The 16,468-nt window shown below is 65.1% G+C and carries 16 protein-coding genes; 6 read left to right on the forward strand and 10 right to left on the reverse strand.

Translation table 11 applies throughout. From position 1 onward, the window contains the following. Positions 1-112: 112 nt before the first annotated feature. The 4 genes from galE to BRAD3257_RS04955 form a co-directional block, all read right to left on the reverse strand. A complete protein-coding gene (galE, locus tag BRAD3257_RS04940) occupies positions 113-1,105 on the reverse strand; it encodes a UDP-glucose 4-epimerase GalE (RefSeq protein ID WP_122400908.1) in 993 nt (330 codons plus the stop codon). A 19-nt stretch (positions 1,106-1,124) separates the two neighbouring features. After that, positions 1,125-1,928 (reverse strand): WecB/TagA/CpsF family glycosyltransferase, encoded by an 804-nt coding sequence (locus BRAD3257_RS04945; protein ID WP_122400909.1) that lies wholly within the window; start codon positions 1,926-1,928, stop codon positions 1,125-1,127. Beyond that, on the reverse strand, positions 1,921-4,287 hold the full coding sequence (locus BRAD3257_RS04950; protein ID WP_122400910.1) for an exopolysaccharide transport family protein: 2,367 nt from the start codon (positions 4,285-4,287) through the stop codon (positions 1,921-1,923). Before BRAD3257_RS04950 ends, BRAD3257_RS04945 begins: the two co-directional genes overlap by 8 nt. A gap of 282 nt (positions 4,288-4,569) precedes the next feature. After that, positions 4,570-5,370, reverse strand: a complete 801-nt coding sequence (locus BRAD3257_RS04955; protein ID WP_122400911.1) for a class I SAM-dependent methyltransferase — start codon at positions 5,368-5,370, stop codon at positions 4,570-4,572. Between the two features lie 323 nt (positions 5,371-5,693). Between BRAD3257_RS04955 and BRAD3257_RS04960 the strand changes: the two genes are divergently transcribed. Next, a complete protein-coding gene (locus BRAD3257_RS04960; protein ID WP_122400912.1) occupies positions 5,694-6,722 on the forward strand; it encodes a glycosyltransferase family 2 protein in 1,029 nt (342 codons plus the stop codon). A gap of 15 nt (positions 6,723-6,737) precedes the next feature. On the opposite strand, the gene BRAD3257_RS04965 is transcribed toward BRAD3257_RS04960, so the two are convergent. Beyond that, positions 6,738-7,724 carry a glycosyltransferase gene (locus BRAD3257_RS04965; protein ID WP_122400913.1) on the reverse strand — a complete coding sequence of 329 codons (987 nt, stop codon included), beginning with the start codon at positions 7,722-7,724 and terminating at the stop codon, positions 6,738-6,740. A 246-nt stretch (positions 7,725-7,970) separates the two neighbouring features. Between BRAD3257_RS04965 and BRAD3257_RS04970 the strand changes: the two genes are divergently transcribed. The 3 genes from BRAD3257_RS04970 (at position 7,971) to BRAD3257_RS40010 (ending at position 11,646) form a co-directional block, all read left to right on the forward strand. After that, positions 7,971-9,074 carry a glycosyltransferase gene (locus BRAD3257_RS04970; RefSeq protein ID WP_122406377.1) on the forward strand — a complete coding sequence of 368 codons (1,104 nt, stop codon included), beginning with the start codon at positions 7,971-7,973 and terminating at the stop codon, positions 9,072-9,074. A 3-nt stretch (positions 9,075-9,077) separates the two neighbouring features. Continuing rightward, positions 9,078-10,421 (forward strand): O-antigen ligase family protein, encoded by a 1,344-nt coding sequence (locus BRAD3257_RS04975; RefSeq protein WP_122400914.1) that lies wholly within the window; start codon positions 9,078-9,080, stop codon positions 10,419-10,421. 79 nt (positions 10,422-10,500) lie between these two features. Beyond that, complete coding sequence (locus BRAD3257_RS40010) at positions 10,501-11,646, forward strand: GNAT family N-acetyltransferase (protein ID WP_162500110.1); 1,146 nt, start codon at positions 10,501-10,503, stop codon at positions 11,644-11,646. Between the two features lie 42 nt (positions 11,647-11,688). Here BRAD3257_RS40010 and BRAD3257_RS41655 read toward each other — a convergent pair whose 3' ends face one another. From BRAD3257_RS41655 to BRAD3257_RS04995, 4 genes are all read right to left on the reverse strand, one after another. Further along, on the reverse strand, positions 11,689-11,823 hold the full coding sequence (locus tag BRAD3257_RS41655) for a hypothetical protein (RefSeq protein WP_283809935.1): 135 nt from the start codon (positions 11,821-11,823) through the stop codon (positions 11,689-11,691). An 88-nt stretch (positions 11,824-11,911) separates the two neighbouring features. Continuing rightward, positions 11,912-12,511, reverse strand: coding sequence for an NAD(P)H:quinone oxidoreductase (gene wrbA / locus BRAD3257_RS04985; protein ID WP_122400915.1), 600 nt, complete (start codon positions 12,509-12,511; stop codon positions 11,912-11,914). A gap of 142 nt (positions 12,512-12,653) precedes the next feature. Continuing rightward, a complete protein-coding gene (locus BRAD3257_RS04990; protein WP_122400916.1) occupies positions 12,654-13,352 on the reverse strand; it encodes a pirin family protein in 699 nt (232 codons plus the stop codon). A gap of 38 nt (positions 13,353-13,390) precedes the next feature. Beyond that, a complete protein-coding gene (locus tag BRAD3257_RS04995; RefSeq protein ID WP_122400917.1) occupies positions 13,391-14,143 on the reverse strand; it encodes an SDR family oxidoreductase in 753 nt (250 codons plus the stop codon). 118 nt (positions 14,144-14,261) lie between these two features. Between BRAD3257_RS04995 and BRAD3257_RS05000 the strand changes: the two genes are divergently transcribed. Further along, on the forward strand, positions 14,262-15,197 hold the full coding sequence (locus BRAD3257_RS05000) for a LysR family transcriptional regulator (protein ID WP_122400918.1): 936 nt from the start codon (positions 14,262-14,264) through the stop codon (positions 15,195-15,197). Between the two features lie 186 nt (positions 15,198-15,383). Beyond that, positions 15,384-15,722 (forward strand): hypothetical protein, encoded by a 339-nt coding sequence (locus BRAD3257_RS05005; RefSeq protein WP_122400919.1) that lies wholly within the window; start codon positions 15,384-15,386, stop codon positions 15,720-15,722. 242 nt (positions 15,723-15,964) lie between these two features. Here BRAD3257_RS05005 and BRAD3257_RS05010 read toward each other — a convergent pair whose 3' ends face one another. After that, positions 15,965-16,432, reverse strand: coding sequence for a YbaK/EbsC family protein (locus tag BRAD3257_RS05010; protein ID WP_122400920.1), 468 nt, complete (start codon positions 16,430-16,432; stop codon positions 15,965-15,967). Between the last annotated feature and the right edge of the window lie 36 nt (positions 16,433-16,468).

The raw sequence follows: 16,468 nt of genomic DNA on the forward strand, positions 1-16,468 counted from the left end.
CGTCGTCGGCAATGCGGAAATACGCAGCTGTCGGCGATGCGCCTGAGCAGCTGCGCATATGCATACTAGCCGCTCAAGGGCACGGCAGGCAAGCTATCGGAGTTACGGGTGCCTAACGCGACCTGAACGGATGCGCCTTCTGGTGCCAGGCCCAGGCCGTGCGGATGACCGTCGGCAGGTCGGAGTGACGCGGCACGAAGTTCAGCACCTTTCTCGCAGCAGAGGGGTCCGCGACCAGATAGGTGGGATCGCCGGCGCGGCGCGGCTTGATGGTATGCGGTACCTCGCGTCCGGTCTCCTGCCTGATGGCGTCGAGGATCTCGCGCACGGAAAAGCCGGAGCCTGTGCCGAGGTTGAAGCTGCCGCCGGCATGCCCTTGTTCCAGAAGCCTCAAGGCCGCGACATGGGCGGCCGCGAGGTCGGTGACGTGGATGTAGTCGCGGATCGCGGTGCCGTCGGGCGTGTCGTAGTCGTCGCCGAACACCGCGAAGTCGACATGCCCCTGAAGCGCCATCATCGCGCGCGGAATGAGGTGAGTTTCGTTGTCGCGCAGCTCGCCGATGCCACCAGCGGGGTCCGCGCCGCTGGCGTTGAAATAGCGCAGGCAGAACGCACCGAAGCCATAGGCCGTGCGGTAATCGGCGAGCATGCGCTCGATCATCAACTTCGATGCGCCGTAGGGATTGATCGGCGCACAGGGAAAGTCTTCCGGCAGCGCCTTGGAATCGGCGTTGCCATAGACGGCGCCGGTCGAGGAGAACACGATGCGATGGCAGCCCGCGTTGCGCATCGCCTGCAACAGCGACAGCGTGCCCTGGACGTTGTTGATGTAGTATTTCTGCGGGTCGGTCATGGACTCCCCGACGAGGCTCGCCGCCGCGAAATGCATGACCGCCGTGATCTTGTGCTCGGCGAAGGCGCGCGCCAGCGATGCGCCATCGAGCAGATCGCCCGTCACCAGGGGGCCGGCGACGAAGCTGCGATGACCTGTCGAGAGATTGTCATAAACGACGGGCAGATAGCCGGCGGCGGTCAGTGCGCGGCAGGCATGCGAGCCAATATAGCCCGCGCCCCCGGTGACGAGGACGGTCGGTCGGTCGGTCATGTCGTCTTCTGCTCTTCTCTTAGCGGAGGGGGCGGTTGCGGCTGAAGAGAAGATAAAGCGCGCGGGGGTTGGTGGTCAAATAGCGCCAGAACAGACGGCGTGGCTCCAGCAAGGTGCGCCAGGCCCATTCGAGGCCGATTTTTTGCATCCATTGCGGCGCGCGGGAACGGCTCCCCGACAAAAAGTTGAACAGGCCGCCGGACGTCTTGATAACGCCAACATTGGTCAGATGCGGCGTGAATTCCTTCACGAATGCCTGCTCGTTGGGCACGCCGAGCGCGACCCACAGATAGTCCGGCGCCAGGGCGTTGATCTCCTCGATTTTGGCACGTAGCGCCTCGCCGCGCAGATAGCCATGGCTGCGCCCGACGATCTTGAGGCGTGGATACATCTTCAGGACGTTTGCGACCGCCGCGGCGTTCTCGGCCTCGCTTGCCCCAAACATGTAGAAAGTGCGGCCGACTGCTTCCGCCTTGCGCGCGACGACGTGGAACAGGTCCGTGGTCGCAACGCGCTCCGGCAGCGGGAACCAGGATTGCAGCTTCGAGGCCGCGACCAGCGGCTGACCATCGGCGTTGATCAGGTCGGCGGCGCGGAACAGGCGCTCGGTCTGCGGCTCGGTCGAGCAGCGCGCCAGCACCTCGCCATTGGCCGAGGTCAGGAACAGCGGGCGGCCGATGCGATTGTCAGGATCGGTCGCCTCGATCATGAAATCGGCGGTGGCTTCCAGATCGAGCGCGGCCATGCGAAGCCCGCCGACGGTGATCCGCGGCACGTCGGCAGTCGCTGCCCGTCCCTCGAGGTTGACGCGACGCTCAAGCATATTGTTTGCCTCGCTGGCGCGTTTGGATTGCAGGGGTGAGCTCGTCGAGCACGACGCCGACGAGCTTGCGCTCCGCGGGGCCGAGCGCGGTCAGGATCTCTTCCAGGCTGTCGTTGACGTCGAGGCAGGTCGGCAGCACGGCCACCAGCGAATCGATGTCGTCGAGCAGCTTGCGGCCGCCGGCCGCGAGCGGCATCGCCGGGCCGTCGAGGATCACGAGGTCATAGCCGCTCGCGGCGCGCGCCTGCGCAATGGCCTTGCGGATGGCGTCGGCAGCCTTCCCGGCGTCGCCCTCCGCGGCCGGCAGCACCGAGATGCCGTTGACCGTCTTGATCTCGCGTGCGTCCTTGCTGCCGATCGAGAGCCAGCCGAGCCGGCTCGGCTCGCTCTTGCCGGGACGGATCACCTTGTTCGAGAGCACGCGGGCCTGATGGTCGGCATCGATCATCAGCACGCGGGCGCCGTCGCGTGCAGCCGCCAGTGCGAAATTCAGCGCGGTTACGCTACGCCCGCTCGTCTTGCCGGCCCCGACGAGCGCGACGACCGGCATCGCCCTGCCGCCGGAGCGCCGCGCCACTGCGGCGCGCATGTCGCGCCAGGCGTTGAGCAGCGTCGTCAGGGGAAAACCGGGACGGAGCGTCGGCCAGCCCAGCCGTGTGAGATCGACGCCTCCGCCGGTAGCGAGGATGGCGCCGAGCGTGTGAATGACGTCGGCCTCCTGGAAGCGTGCGATCAGCGGCTTTTCGATCAGGGGCTTTTCGACCATCGCAGGCTGGAGCGGGGGAGCGGCAAGCTCCAGCGGAATCCGTTCAACATCCGGAGAGGCCGGCTGAGGCGGCGAAGCCTCCGAAGGGCGCGCGCGCTGCGGAACCCGTGTTGCATCCGGCGCCGATGTGCGCTGTGGGCGGGCTGACGTGGGCGCCGTTGCGATCGCGCCGGCGAACAGCAACTCAGCCGCGACGAACCAGCCCGATGCAGCGATGGCGCCGAACACGAAGCCGATCATGGCGAACAGGCTCATAGCTGGCGGGAACGAGCGCCGCTGCGGCACTGTCGCTTCACCTATGACACGGGCCGCCGAAGTGTTCAGACTCTCCTGCTCCTCGGTCTCGCGGGAGCGCTTGAGAAAGGATTGATAGACGTCGCGGCTGGCATCGGCTTCGCGTTCGAGCTCGCGCAGGCGCACGGCGGCCTGGCTGAGCTGGACGCTCTGTCGCTTCTGCGCTTCCAGCGCCCGGTTGAGCGAAGCCTCGAAATCGCGGGCGCGCGTCAAATCGTTCTTGGCGGACTGCGCGAAGCGGTCGATCTCTTCGTTGATGGTGCGCTTGAGGTCCTCGACCTGCTTCTCGGTCTGACGCAGTGCCGGATGGCGCGGCCCGAGCTCGCCGGCTTGCTCCGCATATTTCTTGCGGGCATCGGCATATTGCGCGCGCAGATTCGCGATCGTCGGCGATTGCAGCGCCTCCGGAATAGCGCCGGCATCGGCAGCGCTACGGCGACTCGCCTCGATCTGATCGAGCCGCGCCTGCGCATCCATCGTCGCCGCCCGGGCCGCGGAAAGCCGCTGGTTGCTGGCGGAAAGCTGCTGGTCGCTGATCAGCGCATCCTGGGTGCCGACGAAATTATTCTGGGCCTTGTAGGTGGCGAGCGCGGTCTCGGCGTTGCGCAGCCGATCGCGCAGCTCCTTCAGGCGACTGGATAGATCGTTGGTGGCGCGCCGTGCGGCCGAAGCCTGCGAGCTGCGGGATTCGGCGAGGTAAGCATTGGTCAGCGTGTTGGCCAGCATCGCGGCTTTCGCGGGGTCTGTCGACCAGACCTCGACGTCGACGATGAAGCTCTTCTCAGTCTTGCGGATCGCGATGTGCCTGCTCAGTGCCTCGAGCGCCGCGAGCTGCACTTCCTTCGTCTCCGCGGCCGAAGGCGCGCGGGGGTGCAGGCCGATCAGGCCGAGCAGCGACGACATCAGGCTCGTGCCATCGCCGCCACCGAATTCCGGATCCTTGTCGAGGCCGGCCTGCTGGATCACCTGGAGCAATACGCTGTTGGACGTGATGAGGCGCGCCTGGCTCTCCACGACCATGGACATGCCGGAGACGTCCTGCGCGCGCGGCGTGAGTTCGCGGTCCACGAGCTGAAGCTCGCGCGGATCGACGTAGAGCTGAGCGGTGGCGGTGTAGCGGGGCGTCACGCTCTTGCCGATGCTGACTGCAAGCGTCGCGCCGAGCAGGGCGGCCGCGGTGATCGCTACCTTTCGCCGCCAGAGCAGATTGGCAAGCTCCAGCACGTTGACGCCGGCCCGAGGCTTCCGTTGCGAGGCCTCCGGTCCGGCCCGGTCGATCGGCTGGTTATAGTCAAGCATGATCCCCAGCTTTCATTCCAGCTGCTGCCGCGGGCTGAGGGGTTACTCTTCGCTTTACGCCACGCACCCGGGATATAGGTGCCCAATCCACGCAACAGGGAAAATTAACCATACTCATTGAGGGACTATTCACCGAAATGGCAAACAAAGCGTTTAAGCGCATCCCACTCTTTGCTGCGTCGCCGTGACGCCCGGATCCTCTGGAGATTAACGGTTCGTTAACGAGCGCAGCGGGCCTGCCAAGCGCCGTTCGTTCCGCGAACAGCTGCACGCGCATGGCTGTCAGCGCTTCCGCAGGATGACGTGATAGTCGCCGCGGCGGACGTCGGTGCCGCGCGGGAGCACGGCGTTCAGCACCGCGGCGCCGGCATCGACCAGGGCCGCAAACAGCGGCTTGCGCCGTCGCATCTCGGGATAGCGCGGACTTTCGACTTCACGACGATAGATCGTCTCGAGGCCATTGGCGGCCGCGAATGCTTCGAGCCTGGGCAACGTCACCAGCGGATGGAAGAAGGTCGGGAACGGCGGCTCGCCGGGCAGGCCGGCGTCCTTGATGCCGCGGATGTGCCGGTAGAACCAGACGTGAAACCAGTGCGGCGAATATTTGGTGACGATTCCGGAGAGCGAGCGCGGATTGGGCGCGCCGATCAGGATCATGCCGCCGCGCTTGAGCGCGTCACGGAAGTTCAGGAGCGCAGCGTCGACGTTCGGCAGATGCTCGATCACGTTGTAGCAGATCACCAGATCGAAGGTCCCGCGGCCGAAGCGGTAGGTCTGGACGTCGCCGAGGATCGCCTCGTCGGCGTAGATGTTTTTGCGGACCTGGTCCTCGTCGATGTCGACGACGGTGACTTTGCTGCGGCTCAGCAATTCTGGCGGCAGGACGCTGCACGAGCCGCCGCCGGCTTCATAAATGGCGAGCCGGCCCTGCGGCAGCTCGCGGCACAGCACCTCATGAACGGCGAGCAGGCTGTCGCGAGCTTCGCCGTGGACGAGATCATGAAGCGCCTCGGTACCTGTCGCGGCCTCGGGGATTTGGATCGCCGTGGCTGTCGCGAAATCGATCGTGGCTGGCTTGTTCATGGTTTCTGACCGCGCTTGTTCTATTCAAATTTACAGGAAAAAACGCGCTTGCCCGAAGAGCAAATCCGATGCCGCACGGTCTCACCGGTCGCAGTGCTTACGGTCGGGTTAATGCGCATGCGCATTAACTACAGCATTGTCCATATTGCGGCCTCGTCGGCGCATAGACCGCCAGTTGCAGTATCACGCCCGGCAGATGTGGCGGCGATGTGCCGCTCGGCAGCCGTCTGTTTTGGGACGCATCTGTCCCGCGGCGATGTGTCGTCGTGGGATGCGTGATCGAAGCAGGGCTTTTTCAATATATCTCGGACATCTAGATCGTCATGACATTGATCCAGACAGACCTGTCCACCATGCGCATCGCGGATGCCGTGCGCGATCCCAACCGGGAGATCGCGGTGAGCTCTGCGGTCATCGACCTGTCCGTCGGCATCGTCGTCTGCATTCCCTGCTTTCGCCGCCCGCAGCACCTTCGGCTGACGCTGGAATCTCTGGCGAACCAGCGCACCTCGCGTTCCTTTGCCGTCGTCATGGTCGAGAACGATGCCGCGCGGCGCGAAAGCGCGCCGGTTGCCGCAGAGTTTCTGGCCGCCGGCAGGCTCCAGGGCGTTTGCCTGATCGAGAAACGGCAGGGGAACTGCCAGGCGATCAATGCTGCGTTCGAGACGGCGCAGGAGCTGTTTCCCGCCGCGACCCGTTTCCTGATGATCGACGACGACGAGATCGCTTCGCCCGACTGGCTCGAGCTGATGGTCCGCACTGCGGAGGCGACCGGAGCCGACGTGGTCGGCGGTCCGGTGCTGCCGGTCTTCGACGACGAGAGCAAGCCCTGGCTTTCGCGTCATCCCGCTTTCCGTCCCGCCTACGACTACAGCGGTGCGGTGCCGCTGATTTACGGCTGCGGCAACTGTCTGATCACACGCGCCGCCTTCGAAAGGTTCGATCGTCCCGCGTTCGACCTGCGCTTCAATTTTCTCGGCGGCGGTGATTGTGATTTCTTCGTGCGGTGCCGTGACGCCGGTATGCTGTTCCACTGGACGGCGGAGGCCGTCATCACCGAGACCGTGCCGCGCAGCCGCACCAGCATCGGCTGGATCGCAAAGCGCGGCCTGCGCATCGGTGCGATCAATTATCGCGTGCAGTACAAGGCCGCGCAAAGCGCGGCGGCGCGGGCGCGGGTGTTTGCGCAGATGCTTGGACGGCTGCCGCTGTCGCTGGCTCGTGCCGCAGCCTTGTTGACCTCGTCGAAAGCCGTCGTCGCGATGCATCCCGTGATGGTTGCGCTTGGCGCCGCCTTGGCGGCCTTCGGGCTCGAGCCGAAGCCCTATGAGGCCTCGAAGATCGCGTCTTGATGCGGCGGCGAGGGACTAGATGCCGAAACGGGCGAGGGCGACCCGGATTGCGGAGCGTGGCAGCGATTTGAGCGACCGCCGGCCGATCATCGCGAGATAGGCGAAGGCTTGGCGATGTCTGCCGAAGCGAATCGCTTGCATCGCCGAATAGGTGACGAGATGAATCTCGGCAGCCCGGCGCAACCCACGCGCCGCGCCCTCGGGGAGTCTCGCCAGGATCAACCCGTCATCGAAGATACGTGCGACCGCCGGCAAGAAATCCTGCGGGGTTCGCGCCGCCGCGTTCATCGTATTGGCCGTGTGCAGGCGATAATCCAGCAGAAGCTTTGGCGCGAATTCGAACTCGCCGATCGCGGCAAGCCGGCACCAGCAATGCCAGTCTTCGCAATATCTGAGAGAGACGTCGAAACCGCCGATGGCGCGGAAAGCCTCCGCACGGGTGAGCACGACGCCACCGTTGACGATGAAGTTCCCGGCCGTGAGCCGCACCAGCACGTCGCCTGATGGTTTGCGGCGTCCCTTCAGCAGGTCGCGCCGGCCGATCTGCCGCCCCTCGCTGTCGATCGTGTTGTAGTCGCCGTAGACGAGAACCGCGCGCGGAGCACCGCGCGCTGCCGAAAGCAGCGCCGCCACCGCGCCGGGGCGCAGGCGGTCGTCGGCATCGAGGAAGAGCAGCCACTCACCGTTCGCATGCCGGGCCCCGAGATTGCGCGCCGCCGAGACGCCTGCGGAATCGTTGTGGATCAAGCGCAGCCGCGAGTCACGCACGTCCCGGACGATCGCAATGGTTTCGTCGGTCGAGCCGTCGTCCACGACGATCACCTCGGTCACCTCGCGTTGCGCCAGTGCGCTGGCGAGGGTTTCGCCGACATAAGCTGCAGCGTTCTTGGCGGGAATCACGACGGACACCGAATTGGCGGCGCCGATCTGAAGCGGGAGGCGCGCTGGCGCTGCCGCGCGGGAGGCGGCCGGCAGTTCGAGAACGTCTTCGGCGGTGATCAAGCTACGGCTCGCCTTTAATGATCTGTTAACCGGGACCTGTCGGCCGCGCTGGCAACGCTGGCGATCGCAAGCCGGCCGCCCGCGGATGATACCCGCATTGTGGTCAACCCGTTGCCGGGAAGGCCTGTGCGCCGCCTGGTTTCGTAGAATAGCGTTAAGCCACTGGCATTAAGCCTGTGGCAAATTTGGAAGAGTGCGACAGGCGTCCCCATGCGACAATGCGCTTGGCTGCCGCGGATGGATCCAGTGCCCGCAAAGACGTTCGAACACGACCCCGATGCGATGATCCTGAACCTCTTTTATGAGGACAAGGACGATCGTTGGTTTCCCGGCGACCGGCACCTGCGGCGCATGGCTCGCCGGTTGCTGCTCGGCGAACCGCGCATGAGCGGCCAGCTCCGCGTGTTTCTCAATCTCTGTGCCGGACTCGACCGGCTCGGCATCCGCTACCGCGTCAACGACTACGGTCATATCGCCGAGCATCCCGACGAGCTCGCCTGCATCATCGGCCGGACCTTCCTGCTCGACAAGTTCGCCTGGAAGAATCCGATCCTGCTCGGCGTTGCCGCCCACAATCATCCGCTCGACGACCCCAATCTGTTCAAGCGTCTGCCGGTGAAGAAGGTCGTGGTGCCCGGCCCCTGGTACGTCGATATGTACCGGCCGCATTGGCCCGATACGGAGGCCTGGCCCGTCGGCATCGACACGGACCTCTGGGCGCCGTCGAAGCAATCGCAAAAGGCCGTCGATGTGCTGATCTACGACAAGGTCCACTGGGACCGCGAGCGCTATGCGCAGGAGATGATCGAGCCCATCCGCGCCCGGCTGCTCAAGGACGGTCGCTCGCTCACCGAGCTGCGCTATGGCAGCTACAAGGAAGCGGATTATCAGGGCGCGCTGGCGCGTTCGCGGGCGATGATCTTTCTGTGCCAGAGCGAGAGCCAGGGCATCGCCTATCAGCAGGCCTTGTCCAGCGGCGTGCCGGTGTTCGCCTGGGATCCGGGCGGGCCTTGGCGCGACCCCGATTACTATCCACACCGGGTGAGGTTCGCGCCGGTGTCGTCGGTGCCGTATTGGGACGAACGCTGCGGTGCCAAGTTCACCGACATCGCGGGGTTCGAGGCGGGTTGGGAAAGGTTCTGGGCCGGGTGCGCCGCGGGCGACTTCGATCCGCGCGGTTACATCCTGGACAATCTCACGCTGGAGCAACGGGCGCTGCAATACTACGAGATCGCGCTGAGCATCGTGCGCGAGTCCGCGGCGTCGCAGACCTCCGCCGGGCCCGCTGATAGACGCTCGAAAGAGTCGAACCACGACCGGAAGCTGCACCGGCGTCACGAAATGTCTTGAGTCATGGTCCGCAGCGCCGCAGACATGACCGACGTCGAGGCCCGATCGTTGGGCCATGTCCTGCGCGACCGCCTTGCGGGGCTCAATGCCGTACAGGCGGCGCGCTGCCTCGTCGCGGTCGGAGCGCTGCTGCTGGTCCTGGTGACGCTCGATCCATTCCCGGACCTGCGCAATCCCGACGTCACCACCATCGTCGGCGGACGAATGGCGCTGACCTATATCTCCTGGGGCCTCCTGGCTGCGGTCGCGGTGCTGTGTGTCGCCGCCTCGGATGCACCCGCGCTGAAGAGCCTGCTGACGCCGCTTCATCTTTGTCTTCTGGGCTGGCTGGTGATCAATATCGTCTTCTCCGAGAGTCGCGGCGTTTCGATCCAGCGATTCGTGCTTGCGGCCAGCGTGACGTCGCTCGCCGTCGTGTTGCCGTTGCTGCCGCCGACCCAGCGCAGCTTCAACCTTTGCCTGGGGGCCGCCGCGCTCGTGCTGCTCGCGCTTTGTTATCTCGGCGTCTTCCTCGCGCCGCAATATTCAATCCACACGGCCATCGACGTCACCGAGCCGCACCTTGCCGGCGACTGGCGCGGCAGCTTTGGCCACAAGAACATCGCCTCGGCCGTGATGACCATCCTGGTCTATGTCGGTATCTACCTGTCCGCCGTGGGCTCGTTCGTGATGGGACCCGCGATCGCCGTGCTGGCCGGCACATTCCTGATCTTCACCGGCGGCAAGACGTCGTCGGTGCTCTGCCTTGCAATCTACGCTCTCGCCTCGCTGGTCTATGTCACGCCAGGCCTGTGGCTGAAGCGAATCATCTGCTTCGTGCCGCTGGTTGCGATGAACCTGTTGACGGTCGGCAGTGTCCTCAGCCCGGCGCTCGGGGCGATGACGCGGCTGCTTCCGCTCGATCCCACCTTCACCGGACGGTCCGCGATATGGGAGTTCGCGCTTGCGGCCGTGGCCGAGAAGCCGATCATCGGTCACGGCTATGCAGCGTTCTGGGACGACGTAAGTGCGCGGCAGACCACCCAGGGCGCCGAATGGGCGACGTCCGCGGCGCACAGCCACAACAGCTATCTCGATCTCGCGGTCACCATCGGCCTGCCGGGATTGATGCTCGTGATCCTCGTGTTCGTGCTCGCCCCGCTCGCCAATTTCCAGACGGCCCAGGCTCACAGTCGCAGTGGAGCATTGGCCAAGCTGTTCCTGACGGTGTGGCTGTTCGGCCTGTACTACGGCGCCACAGAGACCTTCCTGCTCGAACGGCAGAATCCAATCTGGTTCATGTTCGCCCTAGCCGTGGCCGGCCTGCACTTCCTGGCGAGGTTCCAATGCGTCGAGCAGATCGAATAACGCTGAGCAACGACGTTGCTTGTAGTCTGCAACGACACATAGTCCATCTGGAAACATTCAGTAATCGTATGCCCTGCGGATGACGTTTCTCAGCGTCGAGCAATATGACGGACAGGTGTCCAGCACGTCGGGAATCGCAGTCGATTTCCTCCGTGACTGGCAGCACGCGGCCTCGCGCCTGAACGCCGGGTACCGCACCGCGTTCCAGCATGTTGACTGGCTCGGCGCCTGGTACGAGGCGTTTCACGACGTCGCTCCGCTGATCGCCGTGATCTCCGATTTCGCCACGGGCAGGGATATCGCGGTTGTGCCGATGATCAGCCATGTCAGGCGCGGCATCCGGATTGTCGAATTCGCGGATCTCGGCGTCTCCGACAACAACGCGCCGATCCTGGCGCTCGATGCCGCGTTGGACGCGGGGGCGACGGATGCGATCACCAGGGCGCTGATCGGCGCGTTGCGCGCGCTGCCCGACCGTTTCGATCTGCTCCGCCTGAAGAAGATGCCGGCCGAGGTCGGCGGCAAGCCGAATCCGCTGGTGTCGCTCGGCCGGATCGGCTCCTCCTCGCTCAATGGCAATCTCGTGTTGATGGGCGATGACTATGACGACTATCAGGCCTCGATCAAGCGGCTGCAGATGCGGCGCTGCTGGCGGGTCCTCAGCCGTCATCCAGGTGCGCGGTTCGAGGTCGCCGCGGATGTCGCGCGTGCGCATGAGCTGCTGGATGTGATGGATGTCCAGCAACAGGCGCGCATGCAAAAGCTCGGCTCGCCGTTCGTTCTCAACGACGAGACTCATGCGAGATTCTATCGCGAGGTCGTCCGCCAAGGCCTTGCGAAAGGCTATGCCGTGGTCTCGGCGCTGGTGTGCGATGCGGGCGTCGTCGCCACTGCGCTCGGCGTCACGCATGGCGCGACCTATTTCCTGCTGCGTATCAGTCACGCCGGCGATGCATGGTCGAGCTGTTCGCCGGGTCTTCTCGTCACCGAGCGCACCATGGCGGCGCTGCATGCGCAAGGCGTGCGCCGGTTCGATCTCAGCATCGGCAATCAAGCCTACAAGCGCCGCTTCGGCGCCGAGCGGGTGCCGCTGACCGATGCGAGCGTCGCGTTGTCCTGGCGCGGTCTGCCCTACGCCTGGCGCGATCATGCCGCGCAGGGCTTGCGCCGCTATCCTAGGCTTGCCTCCCTCGCGGCGAGGGCGATGGGCAAGCCGGCGCGATAGAACGTGCCGCAGCGTGCGGCGTTTTCATCGTCCGAGCAGACCTCACGAGCCCGTGCAACTGGCGCAGCGAAACCGGCCGCGCGAGGCGCGGAATAGGCTGCGGCAATACCAGCGCCGCGCCAGCGCCTGTGCAGGCTTGCGGATCATCTGCGCGATCAACAAGAGTTCGAAGGCCATTCGTATCGTTCTTTGTCGAATATCCCGATAGGAGATGGGGCGGCATTCCCGAATGAGAATGCCGCCCCCGTCGCATCAGCCATGCAGCTCAGCCATGAAGTTTCTTGGCGGTCTCCGCGATCTGGCGGCCCTGGTAGCGCGCGCCGGCGAGCTCGTTGGCGCTGGGCTGGCGGCTGCCGTCGCCGCCGGTGATCGTGGTGGCGCCGTAGGGCGCACCGCCCGTGATCTCGTCGAGCTTCATCTGGCCGGCAAAGCCGTAGTTCATGCCGACCACCACCATGCCGAAATGCAGGAGGTTGGTGATGATCGAGAACAACGTGGTCTCCTGGCCGCCATGCTGGGTCGCGCTGGAGGTGAAGGCGCCGCCGACCTTGCCGTGCAATGCGCCCTTGGCCCAGAGCCCGCCGGCCTGGTCGAGGAAGTTCGCCATCTGCGAGGACATGCGGCCGAAGCGCGTGCCGGTGCCCACGATGATCGCGTCGTAATTGGCGAGGTCCTCGATCTTGGCGACCGGCGCGGCTTGATCGAGCTTGTAATGCGAGGCTTTCGCGACTTCGGCCGGCACCAGCTCGGGCACGCGCTTGATGTCGACGGTGGCGCCCGCCTCGCGTGCGCCTTCGGCGACGGCCTTGGCCATCGCCTCGATGTGGCCATAGGCGGAATAATAGAGGACGAGAACTTTGGTCATGATGGTCTCCGTTCGGTGATGAGTGAGTCCTTTTCAGTGTCGTTGCCGGGCTTGACCCGGCAACCCATCGCTCTTTGAAAAGGTCCTTGCGAAGGCGATGGATGCCCGGCTCAAGGCCGGGCATGACGAGTTCGTGTGTGCGCTAAGCCGCGTCGACGAGCACGAGCTCGGAGTCTTCCAGCGCCGTGATCTTCAGCCTGGCCTCATCGCGGATCGCGGCGCCGTCGCGGGCATTGACGCGGATGCCATTGATCTCGACGGAACCAGCCGCCGGCACGAGGTAGAGATGCCGCGATTTCTGCGGCTCGTACTCCGCGCTCTCGCCCGCCTTCAGCGTGGTGGCGAGCACCCGCGCGTCGGCGCGGATCGGCAATGCGTCCGTATCATCCTCGAAGCCGCTCGCGATGGTGACGAGCTTGCCGGAGCGGTCCGCCTTCGGGAACGGCTTCGAGCCCCAGGTCGGCTGTCCGCCGCGCTCGGTCGGCTCGATCCAAATCTGGAAGATCCGCGTCCTGGTCGGCTCCAGATTGTACTCGGAATGGCGGATGCCGCTGCCGGCGCTCATCACCTGCACGTCGCCGGCTTCAGTCCGGCCCTCGTTGCCGAGGCTGTCCTGATGGGTGATCGCACCTTCACGCACATAGGTGATGATCTCCATGTTGGCGTGGGGATGGGCGGGAAAGCCGGTGTTCGGCGCGATCTCGTCGTCGTTCCACACCCGCAAGGCGCCGTGGCCCATATTGTTCGGATCATAGTGGCTGGCGAAGGAGAAATGATGCTTGGCCTTGAGCCAGCCGTGATCGGCGCCGCCGAGCTTTGCGAAAGGTCTGAGTTCGATCATCTGTGCAATTCCTTGGCTTGAAAGGGTGGCGGTTCGGATCAGGCACCGAACCCGCCGTCGACATTGAGCACCGTGCCGGTGACGAAGGAGGCTTCCGGACTTGCGAGGAACACGACGCCGGCGGCGACTTCCTCGGGGCGGCCGAAGCGCTGCAGCGCGTGCTGCTTGCGCTGGGCCTCGGCGAACTCGCCGCCGTCCTTCGGATTCATGTCGGTGTCGATCGAACCGGGCTGCACCACGTTCACCGTGATCCCGCGCGGGCCGAGGTCGCGCGCCGCGCCCTTGGTGTAACCGACCACGGCCGCTTTGGTGGCGACGTAGTCGGCAAGACCCGGGAACGAGGCGCGGTCGGCGAGCATCGAGCCGACAGTGACGATCCGGCCGCCTTCACCCATCAATTGCGAGGCGGCGCGGATCGCCGCGATCACACCGTGCACGTTGATGGCGTCCTGACGGGCAAGCGCGTCCACGTCGGCCTTGGGATCGTCGATCGCCCCGCCGGCGGCGACGCCGGCATTGTTGACGAGGATGTCGAGATGGCCGAATTCCCTGGCGACATCGTTGACGAGCCGTGTCACGTCCTTCGCGGAGGCCTGGTCGGCCTTGAAGGCACGCGCCTTGACGCCCTTCGCCTTCAATTCAGCAACGAGGGCCTCCGCCTTGTCGGGCGAGGCGACATAGCTGATGGCGACATCCGCGCCTGCATCGGCGAGCGCGCGGGCGGAGGCTGCGCCGATGCCGCGCGAGCCGCCGGTGACGAGGGCAACCTTGCCGGAGAGCTTCTTGGTCATTGGATTTCTCCATGTCCTGAATTTCTGATGGGCCTTGGATAAGCCTTCGTCTGTGGTATAGAAATAGAAACTGTTGAAACTCATTGTTTCCTTGATTGCCCTACATGGACCGGCACCGATGGCAAAGCTCCCAGACTTCGAAGCGCTCGCGATCTTCGCAAAAGTCGTGGAATTACGGTCATTTGCGGGGGCCGCTAGCGAGCTCCTCATGTCCAAGGCCACGGTATCCAAGGCGGTCACGCGGCTGGAAGAGCGGCTCGGCGCGCGGCTGTTTAACCGCACCTCGCGCCGACTCGCACTGACCGATGCCGGCCACAAGCTGGCCGAACGCGCGACGCGCCTTTTGGCCGACGGCGAGGCCGCCGAGAACGAAGCGCTGGCGCAGTCGATGGCGCCGCGCGGCCTGGTGCGGCTCGCCGTTCCCATGACGTTCGGCATCAAGGCCGTGGCGCCGCTGCTGCCCGAATTTTTCGAGACCTATCCGGAGGTGTCGGTCGATCTGCATTTGAGCGATGCGACCGTCGACCTGATCGGCGAGGGTTTCGACATGGCGGTGCGGATCGCGCGGCTACCGGACTCATCGCTGATCGCACGGCGGCTCTTCACCATGCCGCGCTACACGGTCGCCGCGCCGTCATATCTGAAGCGTTACGGCAGGCCGACGCATCCAATGCATCTCGCCCAGCACAAATGCTTCAGCTACGCCTATCTCTCCACGCCCAACGTCTGGCACTACACCAACTCGGCCGGCGAGCAGGCGAGCGTGCGCCCGGGCGGCCAGCTGCGCGTCAACAACGGCGAAGCCGTGATGCCGGCGCTGATCGCGGGCCTCGGCATCGCCGAGCTGCCCGAGTTCATCGTCGGCGAGGCGATCTCGTCCGGCGAGGTCGAAGTCATCCTGAAGGACTGGAAGCAGGCCGAAGGCGCCGTGCATCTGGTGACGCCGCCCGGCGGCCCGCGCCCCGCGCGCGTGGAAGCGCTCGGCGATTTTCTCGCAGCGAAGCTGCCGGGCACGTGCAAGCGACGGACGCGCGGCAGGGCTAGGGCGTTGTAGGACGACCGGCCTCAACGCCCCGTCGCGCAGGCCGCGGCCGATAGCACGCGCCTGATCGCGGCGGTGAAGAGGATCGATAAGATGGAGTAGGTTCCAACTGCGTTTTTCACATTTTGTTGTTGGTCCAGAACAAGCTCGCGTCTCGTTGATTGAAGACAATTCGAGAGACGTGAGAAGGATCTGGACATGCGAACAGAGCGGATCGCGCTAGGTGTGGCGCTCGCGGTGGGCGGCGTCTTGGCGCAGAGCGCTGCGTCCGCCCAGGAATATCGCGGGACCATGGAGCAGCAGATGGCCTGCACGCCCGATGTGTGGCGGCTGTGCAGCGATCAGATTCCGGACGTGAACCGTATCGTGGCCTGCTTGCAACAGAACACGCCGCAGCTCTCGAGCGGGTGTCGCGCGGTGTTCCAGTCGAACAATCAGGGTCAGCCGCGGCAGCCAGTCCCGCGCAACCGCATCGTGCCTCCGCCGCGCTACAACACCGCGCCGCCCGCGTACCCGCGTTACGACGAGGACGACTAGAACTGGCTATAGCGCGCGAAAGGTACAGCGCGAACCAAATGAGGCTCGATCGCTGCGACGGCGGAGGTGCGCTCCCTCTCCCGCTTGCGGTCGCTTGCGGGAGAGGGTTGGGGAGAGGGTGCTTCCGCGATGGGACCGGCCGAGAGGAGAAAGCCTCACCCGCGCCGGAGCCTGTCGTCCGGGGCGACTCGATGGGCGCGATCTCTCCCGCGGAAATGGATCCAGCCTGAAGCTATTCCGCCTCAGCTTCGATGCTCACAGACGTCGATCCATTCAGCCCCGGTCAGCTCGGCCATCCGCTCGGGAGCAATGCGCACCGCGCTGTGGGTCGAGCCCGCGGCTGGCACGACGATGTCGAATGCCTTCAGTGACACGTCGCAATAGACCGGCAGCGGTGACTTCAGCCCGAACGGGCAGACGCCGCCAACCTCGTGCCCGGTGATGTCGGCGACTTCCTCCAGGCCCAGCATCTTCGGCTTGCCGCCGAACTGCGCCTTCACCTTCTTGTTGTCCATGCGTGAGGTGCCGGCGGCGACGATCAGGATCACGCGCTCGCCGATCCGCAACGACAGCGTCTTGGCGATCCGTCCCGGCTCGACGCCATAGGCTTCGGCCGCCAGCGCCACGGTCGCGGAGCTGATCGGGGATTCGATGACGGAGATGTCGGGGGCTTTCTCGGCGAAGAAGGCGCGAACGGATTCCAGGCTCATTCCGGGTAGCTCATTGCAATCTCACAGGCGGTCGGC

This window comes from Bradyrhizobium vignae (assembly GCF_900324035.1).
Classification (GTDB): Bacteria; Pseudomonadota; Alphaproteobacteria; order Rhizobiales; family Xanthobacteraceae; genus Bradyrhizobium; species Bradyrhizobium vignae.